This window comes from Kitasatospora sp. NPDC059571 (genome assembly GCF_042735675.1).
Taxonomy (GTDB): domain Bacteria; phylum Actinomycetota; class Actinomycetes; order Streptomycetales; family Streptomycetaceae; genus Kitasatospora.
Genome location: NZ_JBHWBW010000150.1, coordinates 1 through 16,298, shown reverse-complemented (window position 1 = coordinate 16,298; position 16,298 = coordinate 1). Strand labels below are relative to the sequence as shown.

At 73.5% G+C, this 16,298-nt stretch carries 13 protein-coding genes and 1 tRNA gene; 12 read left to right on the top strand and 2 right to left on the bottom strand.

The window, feature by feature from the left end; translation table 11 throughout:
• Position 1 precedes the first annotated feature (1 nt).
• Both ACFV0G_RS18580 and ACFV0G_RS18575 read left to right on the top strand, forming a co-directional pair.
• Complete coding sequence (locus ACFV0G_RS18580) at positions 2-1,090, top strand: DUF6745 domain-containing protein (protein WP_380548414.1); 1,089 nt, start codon at positions 2-4, stop codon at positions 1,088-1,090.
• A 280-nt stretch (positions 1,091-1,370) separates the two neighbouring features.
• Positions 1,371-2,231, top strand: a complete 861-nt coding sequence (locus ACFV0G_RS18575; protein ID WP_380548411.1) for a fumarylacetoacetate hydrolase family protein — start codon at positions 1,371-1,373, stop codon at positions 2,229-2,231.
• A gap of 86 nt (positions 2,232-2,317) precedes the next feature.
• Here the strand turns inward: ACFV0G_RS18575 and ACFV0G_RS18570 are convergent, their stop codons facing one another.
• Positions 2,318-3,109: a TetR/AcrR family transcriptional regulator gene (locus tag ACFV0G_RS18570; protein ID WP_380548408.1), complete on the bottom strand. Its 792-nt coding sequence runs from the start codon at positions 3,107-3,109 to the stop codon at positions 2,318-2,320.
• A gap of 202 nt (positions 3,110-3,311) precedes the next feature.
• On the opposite strand from ACFV0G_RS18570, the gene ACFV0G_RS18565 reads away from it, so the two are divergent.
• The 5 genes from ACFV0G_RS18565 (at position 3,312) to ACFV0G_RS18545 (ending at position 9,288) form a co-directional block, all read left to right on the top strand.
• Entirely contained in the window at positions 3,312-4,013 is a 702-nt protein-coding gene (locus ACFV0G_RS18565) for a rhomboid-like protein (RefSeq protein WP_380548405.1), read from the top strand.
• A 92-nt stretch (positions 4,014-4,105) separates the two neighbouring features.
• A complete protein-coding gene (locus tag ACFV0G_RS18560) occupies positions 4,106-5,824 on the top strand; it encodes a DUF885 domain-containing protein (RefSeq protein ID WP_380548402.1) in 1,719 nt (572 codons plus the stop codon).
• A gap of 274 nt (positions 5,825-6,098) precedes the next feature.
• Entirely contained in the window at positions 6,099-7,517 is a 1,419-nt protein-coding gene (locus ACFV0G_RS18555; RefSeq protein WP_380548417.1) for an MFS transporter, read from the top strand.
• A gap of 193 nt (positions 7,518-7,710) precedes the next feature.
• Positions 7,711-8,667 (top strand): trypsin-like serine peptidase, encoded by a 957-nt coding sequence (locus ACFV0G_RS18550; RefSeq protein ID WP_380548399.1) that lies wholly within the window; start codon positions 7,711-7,713, stop codon positions 8,665-8,667.
• A gap of 84 nt (positions 8,668-8,751) precedes the next feature.
• Entirely contained in the window at positions 8,752-9,288 is a 537-nt protein-coding gene (locus ACFV0G_RS18545; RefSeq protein WP_380548396.1) for a hypothetical protein, read from the top strand.
• 464 nt (positions 9,289-9,752) lie between these two features.
• Here the strand turns inward: ACFV0G_RS18545 and ACFV0G_RS18540 are convergent.
• Positions 9,753-9,824, bottom strand: a tRNA-Arg gene (locus ACFV0G_RS18540).
• 145 nt (positions 9,825-9,969) lie between these two features.
• On the opposite strand from ACFV0G_RS18540, the gene ACFV0G_RS18535 reads away from it, so the two are divergent.
• From ACFV0G_RS18535 to thrC, 5 genes are all read left to right on the top strand, one after another.
• Entirely contained in the window at positions 9,970-10,494 is a 525-nt protein-coding gene (locus ACFV0G_RS18535; protein WP_380548393.1) for a response regulator, read from the top strand.
• An 82-nt stretch (positions 10,495-10,576) separates the two neighbouring features.
• A complete protein-coding gene (gene argS, locus ACFV0G_RS18530; RefSeq protein WP_380548390.1) occupies positions 10,577-12,232 on the top strand; it encodes an arginine--tRNA ligase in 1,656 nt (551 codons plus the stop codon).
• A 100-nt stretch (positions 12,233-12,332) separates the two neighbouring features.
• Positions 12,333-13,724, top strand: coding sequence for a diaminopimelate decarboxylase (lysA, locus tag ACFV0G_RS18525; RefSeq protein WP_380548387.1), 1,392 nt, complete (start codon positions 12,333-12,335; stop codon positions 13,722-13,724).
• Positions 13,725-13,853: 129 nt separating this feature from the next.
• Positions 13,854-15,146 carry a homoserine dehydrogenase gene (locus ACFV0G_RS18520; RefSeq protein WP_380548384.1) on the top strand — a complete coding sequence of 431 codons (1,293 nt, stop codon included), beginning with the start codon at positions 13,854-13,856 and terminating at the stop codon, positions 15,144-15,146.
• Between the two features lie 8 nt (positions 15,147-15,154).
• Positions 15,155-16,246, top strand: coding sequence for a threonine synthase (thrC, locus tag ACFV0G_RS18515; RefSeq protein ID WP_380548381.1), 1,092 nt, complete (start codon positions 15,155-15,157; stop codon positions 16,244-16,246).
• Positions 16,247-16,298 lie beyond the last annotated feature (52 nt).

Genomic DNA, 16,298 nt, shown 5'->3' with positions numbered 1-16,298 from the left:
GTTGACCGAGACCCTGCAGCAGAGAGCACCCGCCGGGGCGGGTGCCCGCTGGCGCGCCGCCGCGGCCGCCACCGGCCGGGCCGACCGCGCGGAGGCCGGGCGCGCGGTGCGCGCCGCCTACCGGGCGGCCGGCCTGCCGGAGCCCGAGCGGGTGCTCTGGTACGACTCGCCGGTCGCGGCCGTCCGCGCCGCGCTCGCGCTGCGCGCCGAGGGCGCGGTGAGCGTCCGCGAGGCGGTCCGCACCCGCCCCTGGGAGCAGGCCCGCGCCCGGGTGCACGCCCGGCTCGGCGGCCCCGGCTGGGCCGAGCTGTGGTCGCTCACCGGCGGCGCACTGTGGACGCAGAACCAGGCGCTGGCCGGCCGGATCCGCGGCGCCGTGCTGGACGAACTCGCCCCGGAGGCCGCCCCGGACGAGGACCGGGGGGTCCGCGACCGGGCCCGCGCCGCCCGTGCGGAGGTCCGCGTCGCGCTGCTGGACGCGGTGCTCGGCCAGCACGACGCGCCCTGGTTGGCCGCCTTCGACGCGGCGGGCGAGCTCGACGGGGCGTCCCCGCTCGCCCCGCTGGCCGCCGCCGCCGGGCAGAGCGGCTGGTGGTGGCCGTACGAGCGGGACGTGCTGATCGCGGAGCGGCCGGTCGAGCTGCACCGCGACGAGGCGGGCCGGCTCGACCGCGCCGACGGCCCGGCCCTCGCCTGGGCGGACGGCTCGGCCCTGCACGCCTGGCGCGGCATGCCGGTGCCCGCCGACTTCCTGGCGGGCCTCGGCGGCCTCACCCCGGAGGGAATCCGCGCCGAGGAGAACGCCGAGCTGCGCCGGGTGATGCTGGAGCACTACGGCTACGACCGCTACCTCGCCGAGTCCGGTGCCGAGCCGGTGCACCGGGACGAGACCGGGGTGCTCTGGCGGATCGTGCTGCCGGACGACGAGCCGGTGGTGATGGTCGAGGTGGTCAACTCGACCGCCGAGCCGGACGGCACCTTCCGCACGTACTGGCTGCGCGTGCCGCCGGCCACCCGCACCGCGCGGGCCGGGGTGGCGTGGACGTTCGGCGTCGCCGAGGAGGACTACCACCCGCAGCGCGAGACCTGACCGGCCGCCGCCGGCCCGGCACCGGATGCCATCGGCGGGGCCGGTCCGGGCGCCTGCCGGGCACCGGGTGCCGCGGTACCACCGAACGCCTCCGGGCGGCGCGCTGTCAACCGTACGGGCGACTGATTCCGCGGCTCTTCCGGCTGTAGGAATTGATAGGAATCAGCCGAGGTGATGCCTCTGGTTCGCAGGTGAATGGGTTGATATACCTCGGATGCATAGGACGGGCGAGGTGTGCCGCCTCCCCGCCTCCCTGCGACGAACCAGGTGGTGATGGGCAGTGAAGCTCCTCCGTGTCGGTCCCGCGGGCGCCGAGCGTCCGGCCGTGCTCGGTCCCGACGGCGCCGCGTACGACCTCTCCGGGTACACCCGGGAGATCGACGGCGCGTTCCTGGCCGGCCTCGACGGGGCCGGGTCGACGGCGCTGGCGGCCGCCCTGGCCGCCGGCTGCCTCCCGCGGCTCGACCTCGACGGACAGCGCATCGGCGCCCCGGTCGCCCGGCCCGGCAAGGTGGTCGGTATCGGCCTCAACTACCGCGACCACGCGGCCGAGGCCGGCGCCGCCGTCCCGTCCGAGCCGGTGGTCTTCCTCAAGCCCGCCGACACCGTGGTCGGACCGTACGACGAGGTCCTGGTGCCGCGCGGCGGCGACAAGACCGACTACGAGGTCGAGCTGGCCGTGGTGATCGGCCGGACCGCCCGCTACCTGGAGGACCACCGCGCGGCCGCGGCCGCGATCGCCGGCTACGCCGCCGTCAACGACGTCACCGAGCGGTCCTTCCAGCTGGAACGCGGCGGCCAGTGGGCCAAGGGCAAGTCCGCCGAGACCTTCACCCCGCTCGGTCCCTGGCTGGTCACCCCGGACGAGCTGGGCGACCCGCAGCGGCTCGGTCTGCGGCTGTGGGTCAACGGCGAGCAGCGGCAGGACGGCAGCACCGCCGACATGATCTTCCCGGTGCTGGAACTCGTCCGCTACGTCAGCCACTTCATGGTGCTGTCACCGGGCGACGTGATCATCACCGGCACCCCGGCCGGCGTCACCACCGGCCGGCCGGGCACGCCGTTCCTGCGGCCGTCCGACGTGGTCGAGCTGGAGGTCGACGGCCTCGGCCGGCAGCGCCAGGTGCTCGGCAAGGCCTGACCGGCCCGCCGGCGACCGGCCCCGGGCACGGGGCCGGACCGGCCGCACCGCACCGCCGGCGCCCGGCACCGCCGCGGTCGCCGCGCTCAGGCCGCCCCGCCCGCGGGCAGCATCCCGCGCAGCCGCTCCGCCAGCCGCGCCGCCGGCCCGTCCGGACGCTCCAGGGCCAGCAGGCCGCCGAGCACCTGCGCGGTCTGCGGATCGTGCATCGCGGTCGCCGCACTCATCGCCAGGAATTCGTCGACCAGCCAGTCCCGCAGCGAGTCCGCCGGGATCTGCCGGCCCTCGTCCAGCCAGGTCAGCGCCGAGGCCTCCACCACCGAGATCCACGAGCGCACCAGCAGCGTCAGCCGCGGCCCCGCCGCCCGCACCCCCAGGTGCCGCAGGGTCCGCCGCAGCGCCACCCGCCGAACCTCGTCGACGATCGCCGACGTCCGCGCCGTCTCCACCACCGAACCGCCGCGCAGCAGCGCCCCGTAGCCGGCGGCGTGCTCCGCCACGAACGCGAAGTAGCCGTCCAGCACGCCCGCCAACTGCTCGGTCGGGGTGCCCGGACCGCCGACCCGGAACCGCGCGGCCAGCTCCTCGGCCGCACTGCGCAGCGCGGCCTCGTACAACTGCTGCTTGCCGCCCGCGAAGTAGCGGTAGACCAGCGGCCGGGAGGCGCCCGCGGCACGCGCCACGTCGTCCAGGCCGACCTCCTCCGGCGGACGCGAGCTGAACAGCTCCAGCGCCACCTCGATCAACTGCTCGCGGCGCTGCTCGACCGAGAGCCGCCGGTAGCCCGGGCGGCGCGGCCGGTCGTCCCCGGGCGGCCCGTCCGCGGCGTCGGGATCCGGCACGCGGGGCGGGCGGGCGGGCGCTGATCTGGCTGCCATGGCGGCCAGCGTAGTGCCGACCACCGCCCGGCCGAAGCCGCGGGCGCGGCCCGTACCGGTGCGGCGGGTCGCCGGTGACCTCCCGCGGACGCCGCCGATGATGGGGCAGGAGCCCGCACCCCGCCGGACCGGGCCCGCACCGCCCCGCGGGCGGCGGCCCGTCCCGGCCGCGGCCCGCCCAGCGACCGGAGGACCGACACCGATGCAGCAGCGGGCCGACCAGCACCCCGCCGCGGAGCACACGGCGGCGCGCGGCCGGGTGCGCCGCGCGCTCGCCGCCGCCGCGCGCTGGGTCCGCTCCGCCCCCGGCACCTACGTGTGGCTGCTGATCCTGGCGGTGACCGGCTTCGTCGTGGGCCACCTGCACCACGCCCAGCTCCAGCAGTTCCTGGAGATGCGCAGCACCAACCTCGATCAGCTGCGGACCCGTCCGGTGCACGCCCTGGTCGCCAGCGCCATCTGGACCGAGCAGGCCGCGTTCCCCTTCTACGTCGTCATGTTCACCCTGTTCCACGCGCCCGCCGAGCGCTGGCTCGGCACCCGCCGCTGGCTTACCGTCGCGCTCACCGCCCATGTGCTGGCCACCCTGATCAGCCAGGGCGTGGTCGCCTGGGGCGTCGACTCCGGGCGGCTGCCCGCGAACATGGCGAACACCGTGGACGTCGGCGTCTCGTACGCGCTGGCCGGCGTCCAGGGCGTGCTCACCTACCGCTTCGTGCGGCCCTGGCGGCAGGTCTACGGCGGCTGCCTGCTGGTCTTCTACCTGGTCCCGCTGCTCGTCGGCCACACCTTCACCGACCTGGGCCACTTCAGCTCGGTGCTGATCGGCCTGGCGTTCCGGCCGATCACCCGCGGCCGGCCGGTGTGGGACCCGGTCGCCGCCTGGCGCGAGCGCCGCCGCTGACCGCCGGCCGCCCGCCCGTGCGCCCTGCGCCAATCGTCCGAGCCGGGCCGAAAGGGTCTTGAAATCGCCGGACGCTGCGACAGGATGGCCGAATGGTCTCAGAACTGATCAGCAGCGAAGCCGACGGCGCCACCCCCCGCCGCATCGCCGACGCCTACGTCCACGCCCTCGCCGACCTCGACCCGCTGACCGCGGTGTACCTCGGCCTCAACCCGGATGACGACCGCATCACCGACCTGTCCCCGGCCGGCCGCGAGGCCCTCGCCGACCTCGCCCGCACCACCCTCGCCCGGCTCGACGCCGCCGAGGCCGCGGGCGCCGCGGACGACGAGGCGGAGCGCCGCTGCGCCCGCCTGCTCCGCGAGCGCCTGAACGCCGAACTCGCCGTCCACGACGCCGGCGAGCACTTCCGTGCGGTACGCAACCTCGGCTCGCCGGTGCACGACGTGCGCGAGGTCTTCACCCTGATGCCCACCGACACCGAGGAGCAGTGGGAGCTCATCGGCCGCCGCCTGGCCCGGGTGCCGGCCGCACTCGGCCAGTACCGCGCCACCCTCGCCGAGGGCGTCGAGCGCGGCCTGCTGTCCGGCCCGCGCCAGGTCACCACGGTGGTCGGCCAGATCGGCGAGTGGCTGCAGGACGAGGGCGGGGTGCCCGGCGGCTGGTTCGGCTCCTTCGTCAAGGACGCCCCCCAGGCGCAGCGCGAGGCGCTCGCCGCCGTCGCGGCCGAGGCCTCCGCCGCCCTCGCCGAGCTGCGCGACTGGCTGCGCGACGTGTACGGCCCGGCCACCGCGCAGACCCCGGACACCACCGGCCGCGAGCACTACCTGCGCTGGGTCCGCTACTGGACGGGCGCCGACCTCGACCTCGACGAGGCCTACCGCTGGGCCTGGGAGCAGTTCCACGACCTCGACGCGCAGATGCAGGCCGAGGCGGAGAAGGTCGTGCCGGGCGCCACCCCGATGGAGGCGATGCGCTGGCTGGAGAACGAGGGTCCGGCGATCAAGGGCGAGGAGAACGCCCGCGCCTACCTGCAGGGCCTGATGGACCAGGCCATCACCGACCTCCAGGGCACCCACTTCGACCTGGCCGAGCCGCTGCTGCGGGTCGAGTCGCGGATCGCCCCCTCGGGCAGCGCGGCGGCGCCGTACTACACCCAGCCCTCGCTGGACTTCTCCCGCCCGGGCCGCACCTGGCTGCCCACCCTCGGCCGGGAGTCCTTCCCGGTCTGGGACCTCGTCTCGACCTGGTACCACGAGGGCGTCCCCGGCCACCACCTCCAGCTCGCGCAGTGGACGTACGTCGCCGACCGGCTCTCCACCTACCAGGTCACCCTGGGCGGCGTCAGCGCCAACCTGGAGGGCTGGGCGCTGTACGCCGAGCGCCTGATGGACGAGCTCGGCTACCTCACCGACCCCGGCCACCGGCTCGGCTACCTCAACGCGCAGATGATGCGGGCGCTGCGGGTCATCGTCGACATCGGCATGCACGCCGGCCTGGACTTCCCCGCCGACTCCCCGTACAAGCCCGGCGAGGCGGTACTGCCGGACGACGCCCGGGAGTTCTTCGGGCTGTACTGCGGGCTGTCCGCGGACTTCCTGGACAGCGAGCTGGTCCGCTACCTCGGTATGCCCGGCCAGGCGATCGGCTACAAGCTCGGCGAGCGCGCCTGGCTGCGCGGGCGGGCCGCGGCCCGGGCCGCCGCCGAGGCCCGCGGCGAGGAGTTCGACCTCAAGGCCTGGCACATGGCGGCGCTCTCCCAGGGCTCGCTCGGCCTGGACGACCTGGTGGCCGAACTCGGCGCACTCTGATCCGTCCGGCGGGCCGGTCGGCCGTCCCGGCCCCGGGGTCCCGGCCCGCCGACGGAGAGGTGTTTAGGGCTTTAGTCCCAATTCGTACATTTCACCACAAAAAGCCTTGCCCCCCGCCGTCCCGAGGGCTTCCCTGGAGGGAGCGCTGCGTGCGCCCCGTCCCCCATCCCCCTCCGGAAGGCGGCCAACGGTGTCCCTCCAGCACGCACAGGACGAGCAGACGGCGGACCCCCGCCGATGGTGGGCCCTGGCGGTCATCGCGATCGCCCAGCTCATGATCGTCCTTGACGCGACCATCGTGAACATCGCCCTGCCCTCCGCACAGAAGGCCCTGGGTATCTCCAACGGCAACCGGCAGTGGGTGATCACCGCCTACACGCTGGCGTTCGGCGGACTGCTGCTCCTCGGCGGCCGGATCGGCGACCTCTTCGGCCGCAGACGCACCTTCATCATCGGACTGCTGGGCTTCGCACTCGCCTCCGCGATCGGCGGCTTCGCCACCGAGCCGTGGATGCTGTTCGGCGCCCGCGCCCTGCAGGGCGCCTTCGGCGCGATCCTCGCCCCCTCCGCCCTGTCCCTGCTCTCCAACACCTTCAGCGACCCCAAGGAGCGGGCCACCGCCTTCGGCATCTTCGGGGCCCTGGCCGGCGGCGGCGCCGCGATCGGGCTGATCATGGGCGGCCTGCTCACCGAGTACCTGAACTGGCGCTGGTGCCTGTTCGTCAACATCCCGATCGCCATCGGGGCCGCCATCGGCGCCTTCTATCTGCTCAAGCGCGACCACATCGCCAAGGAGCACCGCGTCCGGCTCGACCTGCCCGGCGCACTCCTGGGCTGCGGCGGCCTGCTCTCCATCGTCTACGGCACCTCCGAGGCATCCTCGCGGGGCTGGAGCGACCCGCTGGTCCTGACCTTCCTCTGCCTCGGCGTCGCCCTGCTCGCGGTCTTCGCCCTCTTCGAGGGCCGGACCACCCACCCGCTGCTCCCGCCGCACCTGGTGCGCAACCGCAACCGCGGCGGCGGCGCGATCGCCGTCGGCATGGCCATGGTCGGCATGTTCGGCCTGTTCCTCTTCCTCACCTACTACATGCAGGTGGTCAAGGGGTACTCGCCGGTGATGTCCGGTGTCTCGTTCCTGCCGATGACGGCCGCCATCGTGATCAGCGCGACCGGCGTCGCCGCCCGGCTGATGACCCGGGTGCCGTCCCGCAACCTGGTCGTGCCGGGACTGCTGCTCGCTGCCGGCGGCATGGCCTGGCTGACCCAGATGAAGGTGGACAGCCCGTGGGCCGGACTGGTGCTCCCGGCCGAGCTGCTGCTCGGCTTCGGCATGGGCCTGGTCTTCATGCCGTCGATGAGCCTGGCCACCCTGGGCGTCGCGCCCAAGGAGACCGGAGCCGCCTCCGCGATCATCAACAGCGCCCAGCAGGTAGGCGGTTCGATCGGCATCGCGCTGCTCAACACCATCGCCGCGAGCGCCACCGCGACCTGGCTGGCCACCCGCAACGTCGCGGATCCGCTCGTCCAGAAGCAGGGGGCCGTGCACGGCTACACGGTGGCCACCGTGGTGGCCATGGGGATCCTGCTGCTCGCCGCCCTGATCTCCTTCCTCATGATCAACCACCGGCCCGCACCGGGCGAGGCCGAGGGAGCGGGCGCCGAGTCCGAGGCCGCCGCGGTCGCCTCGCCCTGAACGGTCGGTGCCGCGACGGAGGCGTTCCGTGCGACACGCCGCCCCGGTGCCCCCGCATCGGGGCGGCATCAGGTACGCATTCTCACGAGGTTCCCAGACACGGATTACCAATCCCACAGCGGGGGAGCCGATAGTGGACGCACGGCGGCGAACCAGGGGCCGCCGCACCGCACGGCCAGGAGGTAGCCGACCGATGAGCCGACACCGCAAGCCGCGACAGCGCCCGCGGCGCCTGCGCAGGCTCCGCCCGCTCGTGGTCACGCCCCTGGTCGCCGCGGTCGCCACCGCCCTGATAGCCACCACCAACGCCCTTGACTCGGCCCCGGCCACCGCCTCCGTGCGCTCCGTCGCGGCCGGCGGCCACGCGCCGGTCGCGCCCACCGCGACCGTCGCCTCCGCGGCCGCCCGGCCCAGTCCGACCGCCGCCCCCACCGCGGGTCCTGCCGCCCCGCCGCCGTCCGCGAGCGCCCCCGCCGCCCCGACCACCGAGGCGGCGGCCGTCCTCGGCCGGACCGCCACGGCGCCGGACGACGACGGCTCCGCCAAGGTGGGCGTGCTCTTCAGCGGCGACACCCCGGCGGGCAACCACTTCTGCTCGGCCAGCGTGCTGACCAGCGCCACCCACAACCTGCTGGTCACCGCGGCGCACTGCGTCGGCTCCGCGGACGGCCTGCAGTTCGCCCCCGGCTACCGCGACGGCCACACCCCGTACGGCACCTGGCAGGTCACCCGGGTCTACACCGCCTCCGGCTGGGCCTCCGACCAGGACCAGGACGAGGACTTCGCGATCCTCCAGGTCGCCTCGAACAGCGGCCACGACATCCAGGACATCGTCGGCGGCAACGCCCTGGGCCTCGACGACGACTTCAGCGACCAGGTCCGCCTCTACGGCTACCCGGCCGGCGGCGAGGAGCCCCTGCTCTGCACCAACTCCACCACGAAGCAGGACACCTACCAGCGCCGCATCGACTGCCCCGCCTACCCGGGCGGTACCAGCGGAGGTCCCTGGATCAGCACCCGCACCGGCGAGGTGGTCGGCGTCATCGGCGGCTACCAACAGGGCGGCGACACCCCCGACACCTCCTACAGCTCGTACTTCGACCACACCATGACCGCCCTCTACCGCCAGGCCGTGACGGGCTCGTCCTGACCCGCGGGACGCTCCTGCGCGGTGTCCTCGGAGATCCGCGGAAATCCCTTTCGCCGCGGGACCGCGTCCGACATGATCACGGCCATGGAATCCCACTCTTCGGTCTACGAGGCGCGGTACGGCTGGTACCGCCGCTCCGTCGTGGCGGCACTCATCAGCCTGCTCCCCCTTGCGCTCGGCCTCGCCCTGCAACTGCCGGCCTGGTGCGTCGTCCTGTTCTCGGTGGCCTTCGGCGGGCTCGGCGTCATCACCACGGTCGTGGTGGCCAGCAGCCGCCGGGTCGCCGTGCGGATGGACGACCGCGGAGTCACCCTGGGCCGGGTGCCGCTGCCGACCGGCTCGCGCGAGCTGAGCGTTCCGTGGGAGGACATCGAACTGGTCCGTGTGTGGCAGCCGCGCATCGGCAGCAGCACGTTCCCGAAGGCGCAGTACATCAGCCTTGAGCGGCGCGCCGGATCGCCGCCCCTCACCGGCCATCCGGACCTCTTCCGCCCGTCGAACGTGGCAGAGGAGCTCCCGCCCGCGAGCAAGAAGCTCTCCTGGTGCGAGCTCGACCCCGCGCGCCTGCAGGCGGCGGTCACGGCCTTCGCGCCGGAGGTGCGCCTCGTCCTCGAGGGCTGACGGCCGGTCATGACACCGGGGCGGGGCGGCAGGCATGCGCGCAGGGGGGGTCCGCTGCGGGCGCGCACATCCTCTGGCCGTCCTGCAGGAAGGGCGCGACAGCCCGGCAGAGCACCGGGCGCAGCTCCCGGAAGGCTGCCGCGGCGACTCGGGCCGACCGGTGCCGGGCCACGTCGGAATCCGGGCGGAGGGCATCCGATTCCATGATCTTCGGCATGCCGGGAACACCCTCGCGGCCGACACCGACACCGGCCCCGGCGCACGGGAGCTGATGCACCGTACGGGGCAGTCGACGGCTACCGGTGCACGCGGGCGGCGGGCCGCGCCACAAGGGCCCAGGGGATCCCACCAGGAAGCATCCGGCACGCAACCGGCACGCGCCCTACGGGGCCCCGGACATGACGAAGGCCCAGGTTTGCGGTGTATCTCCGCTGACCTGGGCCTTTGATGCACTCACTCTGAAGTGCCCCCGGTAGGATTCGAACCTACGCACCCGCCTCCGGAGGGCGGTGCTCTATCCCCTGAGCTACGGGGGCCTTTCGGCCGTCGCCCGGTTGCTGCGACGTGGAGAACACTACCAGGCCCGTGGCGTGATCCGTGCACGGGTTTTGCCTCCGGTGCGGCGGCCCAAGTACGGGAAAGGCCGGACGGGGCGGTGGGCGCGCGGCTACCCTCGGTGATGTGCCGGGAGCGTTCGGGCGGGTCCTCGTGGTGGACGACAGCGAGGTGATCCGCCAGCTGATCAGAGTGAACCTGGAGCTGGAGGGCTTCGAGGTGGTCACTGCGGCCGACGGCGCCGAGTGCCTGGAGGTCGTCCGCCGGGTGCGCCCCGACGTGGTGACGCTGGACGTGGTGATGCCGCGGCTCGACGGCCTGCGCACCGCCGCCCGCCTTCGCGCCGCCCCCGAGACCAGCCGGCTGCCGATCGCCATCGTCAGCGCCTGCACGCCCGCCGATCTCCACCGCGGCGAGTCGGTCGGCGTCGACGGCTATCTCGCCAAGCCCTTCGACCCGGCGGACCTCGTGGCACTCGTGCGGCGGCTGATGTCGCCCGGCGACCCGGAGGAGCCCGGCGACGGGGACGGCGGGGCGGACGGCAGGCCGGGCCGGGTGCCCGGCCTCACGTTCGGGGCGGGCGCCCGCCCCCTCTCCGGCGGGGCCGACCGCCTCCCCGGATTCCGCTCTGGGCGAACAGGGCGGCCTTGACGGTCCCGCTCCCTGGTGCAATGCGTCTCAACGGGTAAACCGAGTGGCGGACGCCCACCGCCTCTCGCCTACGCTTGGCGTCGTGACACCCGCAGAGCTTTCCCAGGCAGTCCAGGCCGCAGTGAGCGCCGCCGTCGAGGCGGGCGAGCTGGCCGTCGCCGTGCCCGAGCACGTGACGATCGAGCGGCCCAAGAACAGGGACCACGGCGACTACGCCACCAACGTGGCCCTCCAGCTCGCGAAGCCGGCCGGCCGGCCGCCGCGAGCCGTCGCGGACGTCCTGGCCGCCCGCCTGCGAGAGATCACCGGCGTCGCCGCGGTCGACATCGCCGGCCCCGGCTTCCTGAACATCACCCTGGACACCGCCACCCAGGGCGAGTTGGCGCGCACCATCGTCGAGGCCGGCGAGGCGTACGGCCGCAACGAGGCGCTCAAGGGCCTGAAGATCAACCTGGAGTTCGTCTCGGCGAACCCGACCGGCCCGATCCACATCGGCGGCGTCCGCTGGGCCGCCGTCGGCGACTCGCTCGCCCGGGTCCTCAAGGCGACCGGCGCCGAGGTCACCACCGAGTACTACCTGAACGACGCCGGCGTGCAGATCTCCAAGTTCGCCGCCTCCCTGCAGGCCGCCGCGAACGGCCGCGAGGTGCCGAAGGACGGCTACGTCGGCGAGTACATCGTCGACATCGCCAAGGCCATCACCGACGGCCTGCCCGGCGTGCTCGACCTCCCCGAGGACGAGCAGCTCCAGGTCTTCCGCACCGAGGGCCTCAAGCTGATGGTCGCCGAGATCCAGCGGTCGATGGACGAGTTCGGCGTGCACTTCGACACCTGGTTCTCGGAGAAGTCGCTGCACGACTCCGGCGCCGTGGAGAAGGCGATCGGCCGGCTGCGCGAGCAGGGCCACGTCTTCGACCAGGACGGTGCGATCTGGCTGCGCACCACCGACTTCGGCGACGACAAGGACCGCGTCCTGATCAAGGCCGACGGCGAGACCACCTACTTCGCCGCGGACGCCGCGTACTACCTGAGCAAGCGGGACCGCGGTTCCGAGGTCTCGGTCTACATGCTCGGCGCGGACCACCACGGCTACGTCAACCGGCTGAAGGCCATCGCGGCCTGCGCCGGCGACGACATGGACCGCAACATCGAGGTCAAGATCGGCCAGTTCGTGAAGATGCTTCGCGACGGCGAAGAGGTCCGGATGTCCAAGCGGGCCGGCAACATCATCACGATCGACGACGTCGTCGACTGGATCGGCGTGGACGCGGCCCGCTACACCCTGGCCCGGTCCTCGACCGACTCCACGATCACGCTCGACATCAACGTGCTGACCAGCCAGACCAACGAGAACCCGGTCTTCTACGTCCAGTACGCGCACACCCGGATGTGCGGCGTCGCCCGCAAGGCCGCGGCGCTCGGCATCACGAAGTCGGACGACTTCAAACCGGAGCTCCTGGCGACCGAGTGGGAGTCCGACCTGCTCGGCCAGCTCGGCGAGTTCCCCCGGGTGCTGGCCAAGGCCGGCGAGCTGCGCGAGCCGCACCACGTGGCGCGGTACCTGGAGGATGTCGCCCGCGACTACCACCGGTTCTACGACAACTGCCAGATCCTGCCCAAGGGCGACGAGGAGGTCACCGACCTCACGCACGCGCGCCTCTGGCTCGCCGACGCGACGCGCACGGTGATCGCCAACGGGCTGACGCTGCTGGGCGTCTCGGCGCCCGAGCGGATGTAAGAGCACGACCCCCCATGCGCAGAGCGGGGGCGGCGGACGGTCGACGAGGACCGTGCGCCGCCCCTCGCCATAAGCCCCGCAAGGCAAGGAAGCGAACACGATGAGCCGCTCCGCCCACCCCGCAGGCCCCCGCCACGGCGACGTGCTGCCCGAGGGCCACTACCAGGCCCCGCCCAGCGACCTGAACGCGCTCGACCCCAAGGTGTGGTCCCGCACCGTCGCCCGCGGCGCGGACGGCGTGGTCGCCGTCGGCGGGGTCGACGTGAAGACCCTGGCGGAGGAGTTCGGCACCCCGGCCTACGTGATGGACGAGGCCGACTTCCGCGCCCGCGCCCGCGCCTGGCGGGACGCCTTCGGCGAGGGCGCCGACGTGTACTACGCGGGCAAGGCGTTCCTGTCCAAGGCCGTGGTGCGCTGGCTGCATGAGGAGGGCCTGAACGTCGACGTCTGCAGCTCCGGCGAGCTGCACGTGGCCCTGGCGGCCGGCATGCCGGGGGAGCGGATCGCGCTGCACGGCAACAACAAGTCGGTGCAGGAGCTGGAGCAGGCCGTGAAGGCCGGCGTCGGCCACATCGTGCTCGACTCCTACCAGGAGATCGAGCGCCTCGCCGCGATCGCCGAGGCACAGGGCGTCCGGCAGCCGGTACTGATCCGGATCACCGTGGGCGTGGAGGCGCACACCCACGAGTTCATCGCCACCGCGCACGAGGACCAGAAGTTCGGCCTGTCGCTGTCCGGCGGCGCGGCCGCGGAGGCGGTCCGCCGGGTGCTGGCCCGGCCGTCGCTGGAGCTGCGCGGCATCCACTCGCACATCGGCTCGCAGATCTTCGACACCGCCGGCTTCGAGGTGGCCGCCCGCCGCGTGGTCGGGCTGCTGGCCGAGGTCCGCGACGAGCACGGCGTCGAACTGCCGGAGATCGACCTCGGCGGCGGCCTCGGCATCGCGTACACCAGCGACGACGACCCGCGCGAGCCGGCCGAGATCGCCGCCTCGCTGGCGGAGATCGTCCGCCGCGAGTGCGCCGCCGCCGATCTGGCCGCGCCCCGGCTGTCGGTGGAGCCCGGCCGGGCCATCGTCGGCCCGACCGCGTTCACCCTGTACGAGGTGGGCACCGTGAAGCCGCTGGACGGCCTGCGCACCTACGTGAGCGTGGACGGCGGCATGTCGGACAACATCCGCACGGCGCTCTACGACGCCGAGTACTCCGTGGCGCTGGTCTCCCGCGCCAGCGACGCCGAGCCGATGCTGGTCCGCGTGGTGGGCAAGCACTGCGAGTCCGGAGACATCGTGGTCCGGGACGCCTTCCTGCCCGCCGACCTGGTGCCGGGCGACCTGATCGCGGTGCCGGCCACCGGGGCGTACTGCCGCTCGATGGCCAGCAACTACAACCACGCCCTCAAGCCTCCCGTGCTCGCCGTCGCCGACGGCTCGGCCCGGGTCGTCGTCAGGCGCGAGACGGAGGAGGATCTCCTGCGTCTCGATATCGGCTGACGAAATTCTTGTCTCAGAACGTGGACCGGCCGTAGATCCGTGCGGAAAGTCCCGGAGACTGGTAGGGACCGAATACCGTCGGGCATCGGGAATTGCCCGGCGGAGACCGAGAAAGCAGAGCGGAGTCGGATGATGCGTACGCGCCCGCTGAAGGTGGCGTTGCTGGGCTGTGGTGTGGTGGGCTCCGAGGTGGCGCGCATCATGACGACGACGGCCGACGACCTCGCCGCGCGGATCGGTGCCCCGGTCGAGCTCGTGGGGATCGGCGTACGGCGGGCCGGCCGCGCCCGGCCCGGGGTGCCCGAGCACCTGCTCACCACGGACTCCGAGGCCCTGGTGAACCGCGGCGACATCGACGTGGTCGTCGAGGTGGTCGGCGGGATCGAGCCGTCCAAACACCTCATCCTGTCCGCCTTCGCCAACGGCGCCTCGGTGGTCTCCGCCAACAAGGCGCTGCTCGCCCAGGACGGTGCCGAGCTGCACGAGGCCGCCGCCGCTGCCGGCGTCGACCTCTACTACGAGGCCGCGGTGGCCGGCGCGATCCCGCTGATCCGCCCGCTGCGCGAGTCGCTGGCCGGCGACAAGGTGGACCGGGTGCTGGGCATCGTCAACGGCACCACCAACTTCATCCTCGACAAGATGGACACCACCGGCGCCGGGTACTCCGAGGCGCTGGAGGAGGCCACCGCGCTCGGCTACGCCGAGGCCGACCCGACCGCCGACGTCGAGGGCTTCGACGCCGCCGCGAAGGCCGCGATCCTGGCCGGCATCGCCTTCCACACCCGGGTCACCGCGGCCGAGGTGTACCGCGAGGGCATCACCGAGGTGACCGCCGCCGACATCGCCTCCGCCCAGCAGATGGGCTGCGTGGTCAAGCTGCTGGCGATCTGCGAGCGGGCCGCCGACGGCGAGTCCGTCACCGCCCGGGTCCACCCGGCGATGATCCCGCTCTCGCACCCGCTGGCCTCCGTCCGCGAGGCCTACAACGCGGTGTTCGTGGAGGCCGAGGCGGCCGGCCGGCTGATGTTCTACGGCCCGGGCGCCGGCGGCTCGCCGACCGCCTCCGCCGTCCTCGGCGACCTGGTCGCGGTCTGCCGCAACCGGATCGCCGGCGCCACCGGCCCCGGCGACTCGGTCTACACCCGGCTGCCGGCCAAGCCGATGGACGAGGTCGTCACCCGCTACCACGTCAGCCTGGACGTGGACGACCGCGCGGGTGTGCTCGCCCAGGTCGCGTCGGTCTTCGCCGAGCACGGCGTCTCCATCGACACCGTGCGCCAGCAGGGCCGCGACGGCGACGCCTCGCTGGTCGTCGTGACCCACCGCGCCACCGACGCCGCGCTGTCGGCGACGGTCGACAAGCTCCGTGCGCTGGACAGCGTGCGCGACGTGGCCAGCATCATGCGGGTCGAAGGGGAGTAGGAAGAGCCATGAACGCAGTGACCGACAGAGGCCCCCGCACCCACCAGTGGCGGGGCCTGATCGAGGAGTACCGCGACCGGCTGCCGGTCAGCGCGGCCACCCCCGTGGTCACCCTGCTCGAGGGCGGCACGCCGCTGGTCCCCGCGCAGGTCCTCTCCGAGCGCACCGGCTGCGAGGTCTACCTCAAGGTCGAGGGCGCCAACCCGACCGGCTCCTTCAAGGACCGCGGGATGACGATGGCCATCTCCAAGGCCAAGGAGGACGGTGCGCAGGCCGTCATCTGCGCCTCCACCGGCAACACCTCGGCCTCCGCCGCCGCGTACGCGGTGCGGGCCGGCATGGTGCCAGCGGTGCTGGTGCCGCAGGGCAAGATCGCGCTGGGCAAGATGGGCCAGGCGATCGTGCACGGCGCCCGGATCCTCCAGGTCGAGGGCAACTTCGACGACTGCCTCGCGCTCGCCCGCGACCTGTCCGACAAGTTCCCGGTGGCGCTGGTCAACTCGGTGAACCCGGTGCGCATCGAGGGCCAGAAGACGGCCGCCTTCGAGATCGTCGACATGCTCGGCGACGCCCCCGACATCCACATCCTGCCGGTCGGCAACGCGGGCAACATCACCGCGTACTGGCGGGGGTACCGGGAGTACGCGGCGGACGGCCTCGCCACCCGCACCCCGCGGATGTGGGGTTTCCAGGCGGCCGGCGCGGCCCCGATCGTGGACGGCGCCCCGGTGCTGAAGCCGGAGACGCTGGCCACCGCCATCCGGATCGGCAACCCCGCCTCCTGGGACTTCGCGGTCGCCGCGCGGGACGAGTCGGGCGGCCTGATCGACAAGGTGACCGACCGTCAGATCCTCTCCGCGTACCGCCTGTTGGCCTCGCAGGAGGGCGTGTTCGTGGAGCCGTCCTCGGCGGCCGGCGTGGCCGGACTGCTGGCCAAGGCCGAGGCCGGGCTGGTCGACCCGGGCCAGCGGATCGTCTGCACCGTGACCGGCAACGGCCTGAAGGACCCGGACTGGGCCGTGGCGGGCGCCCCGCAGCGCCCGGACGTGGTCGCGGTCGACGCGGACGCGGCCGCCCGCCGCCTCGGGCTGCTGGACTGACGACGCCTCACCACCGCTGAACGGCGGCGGGCCGCCCCCCTTTCGGGGGTCC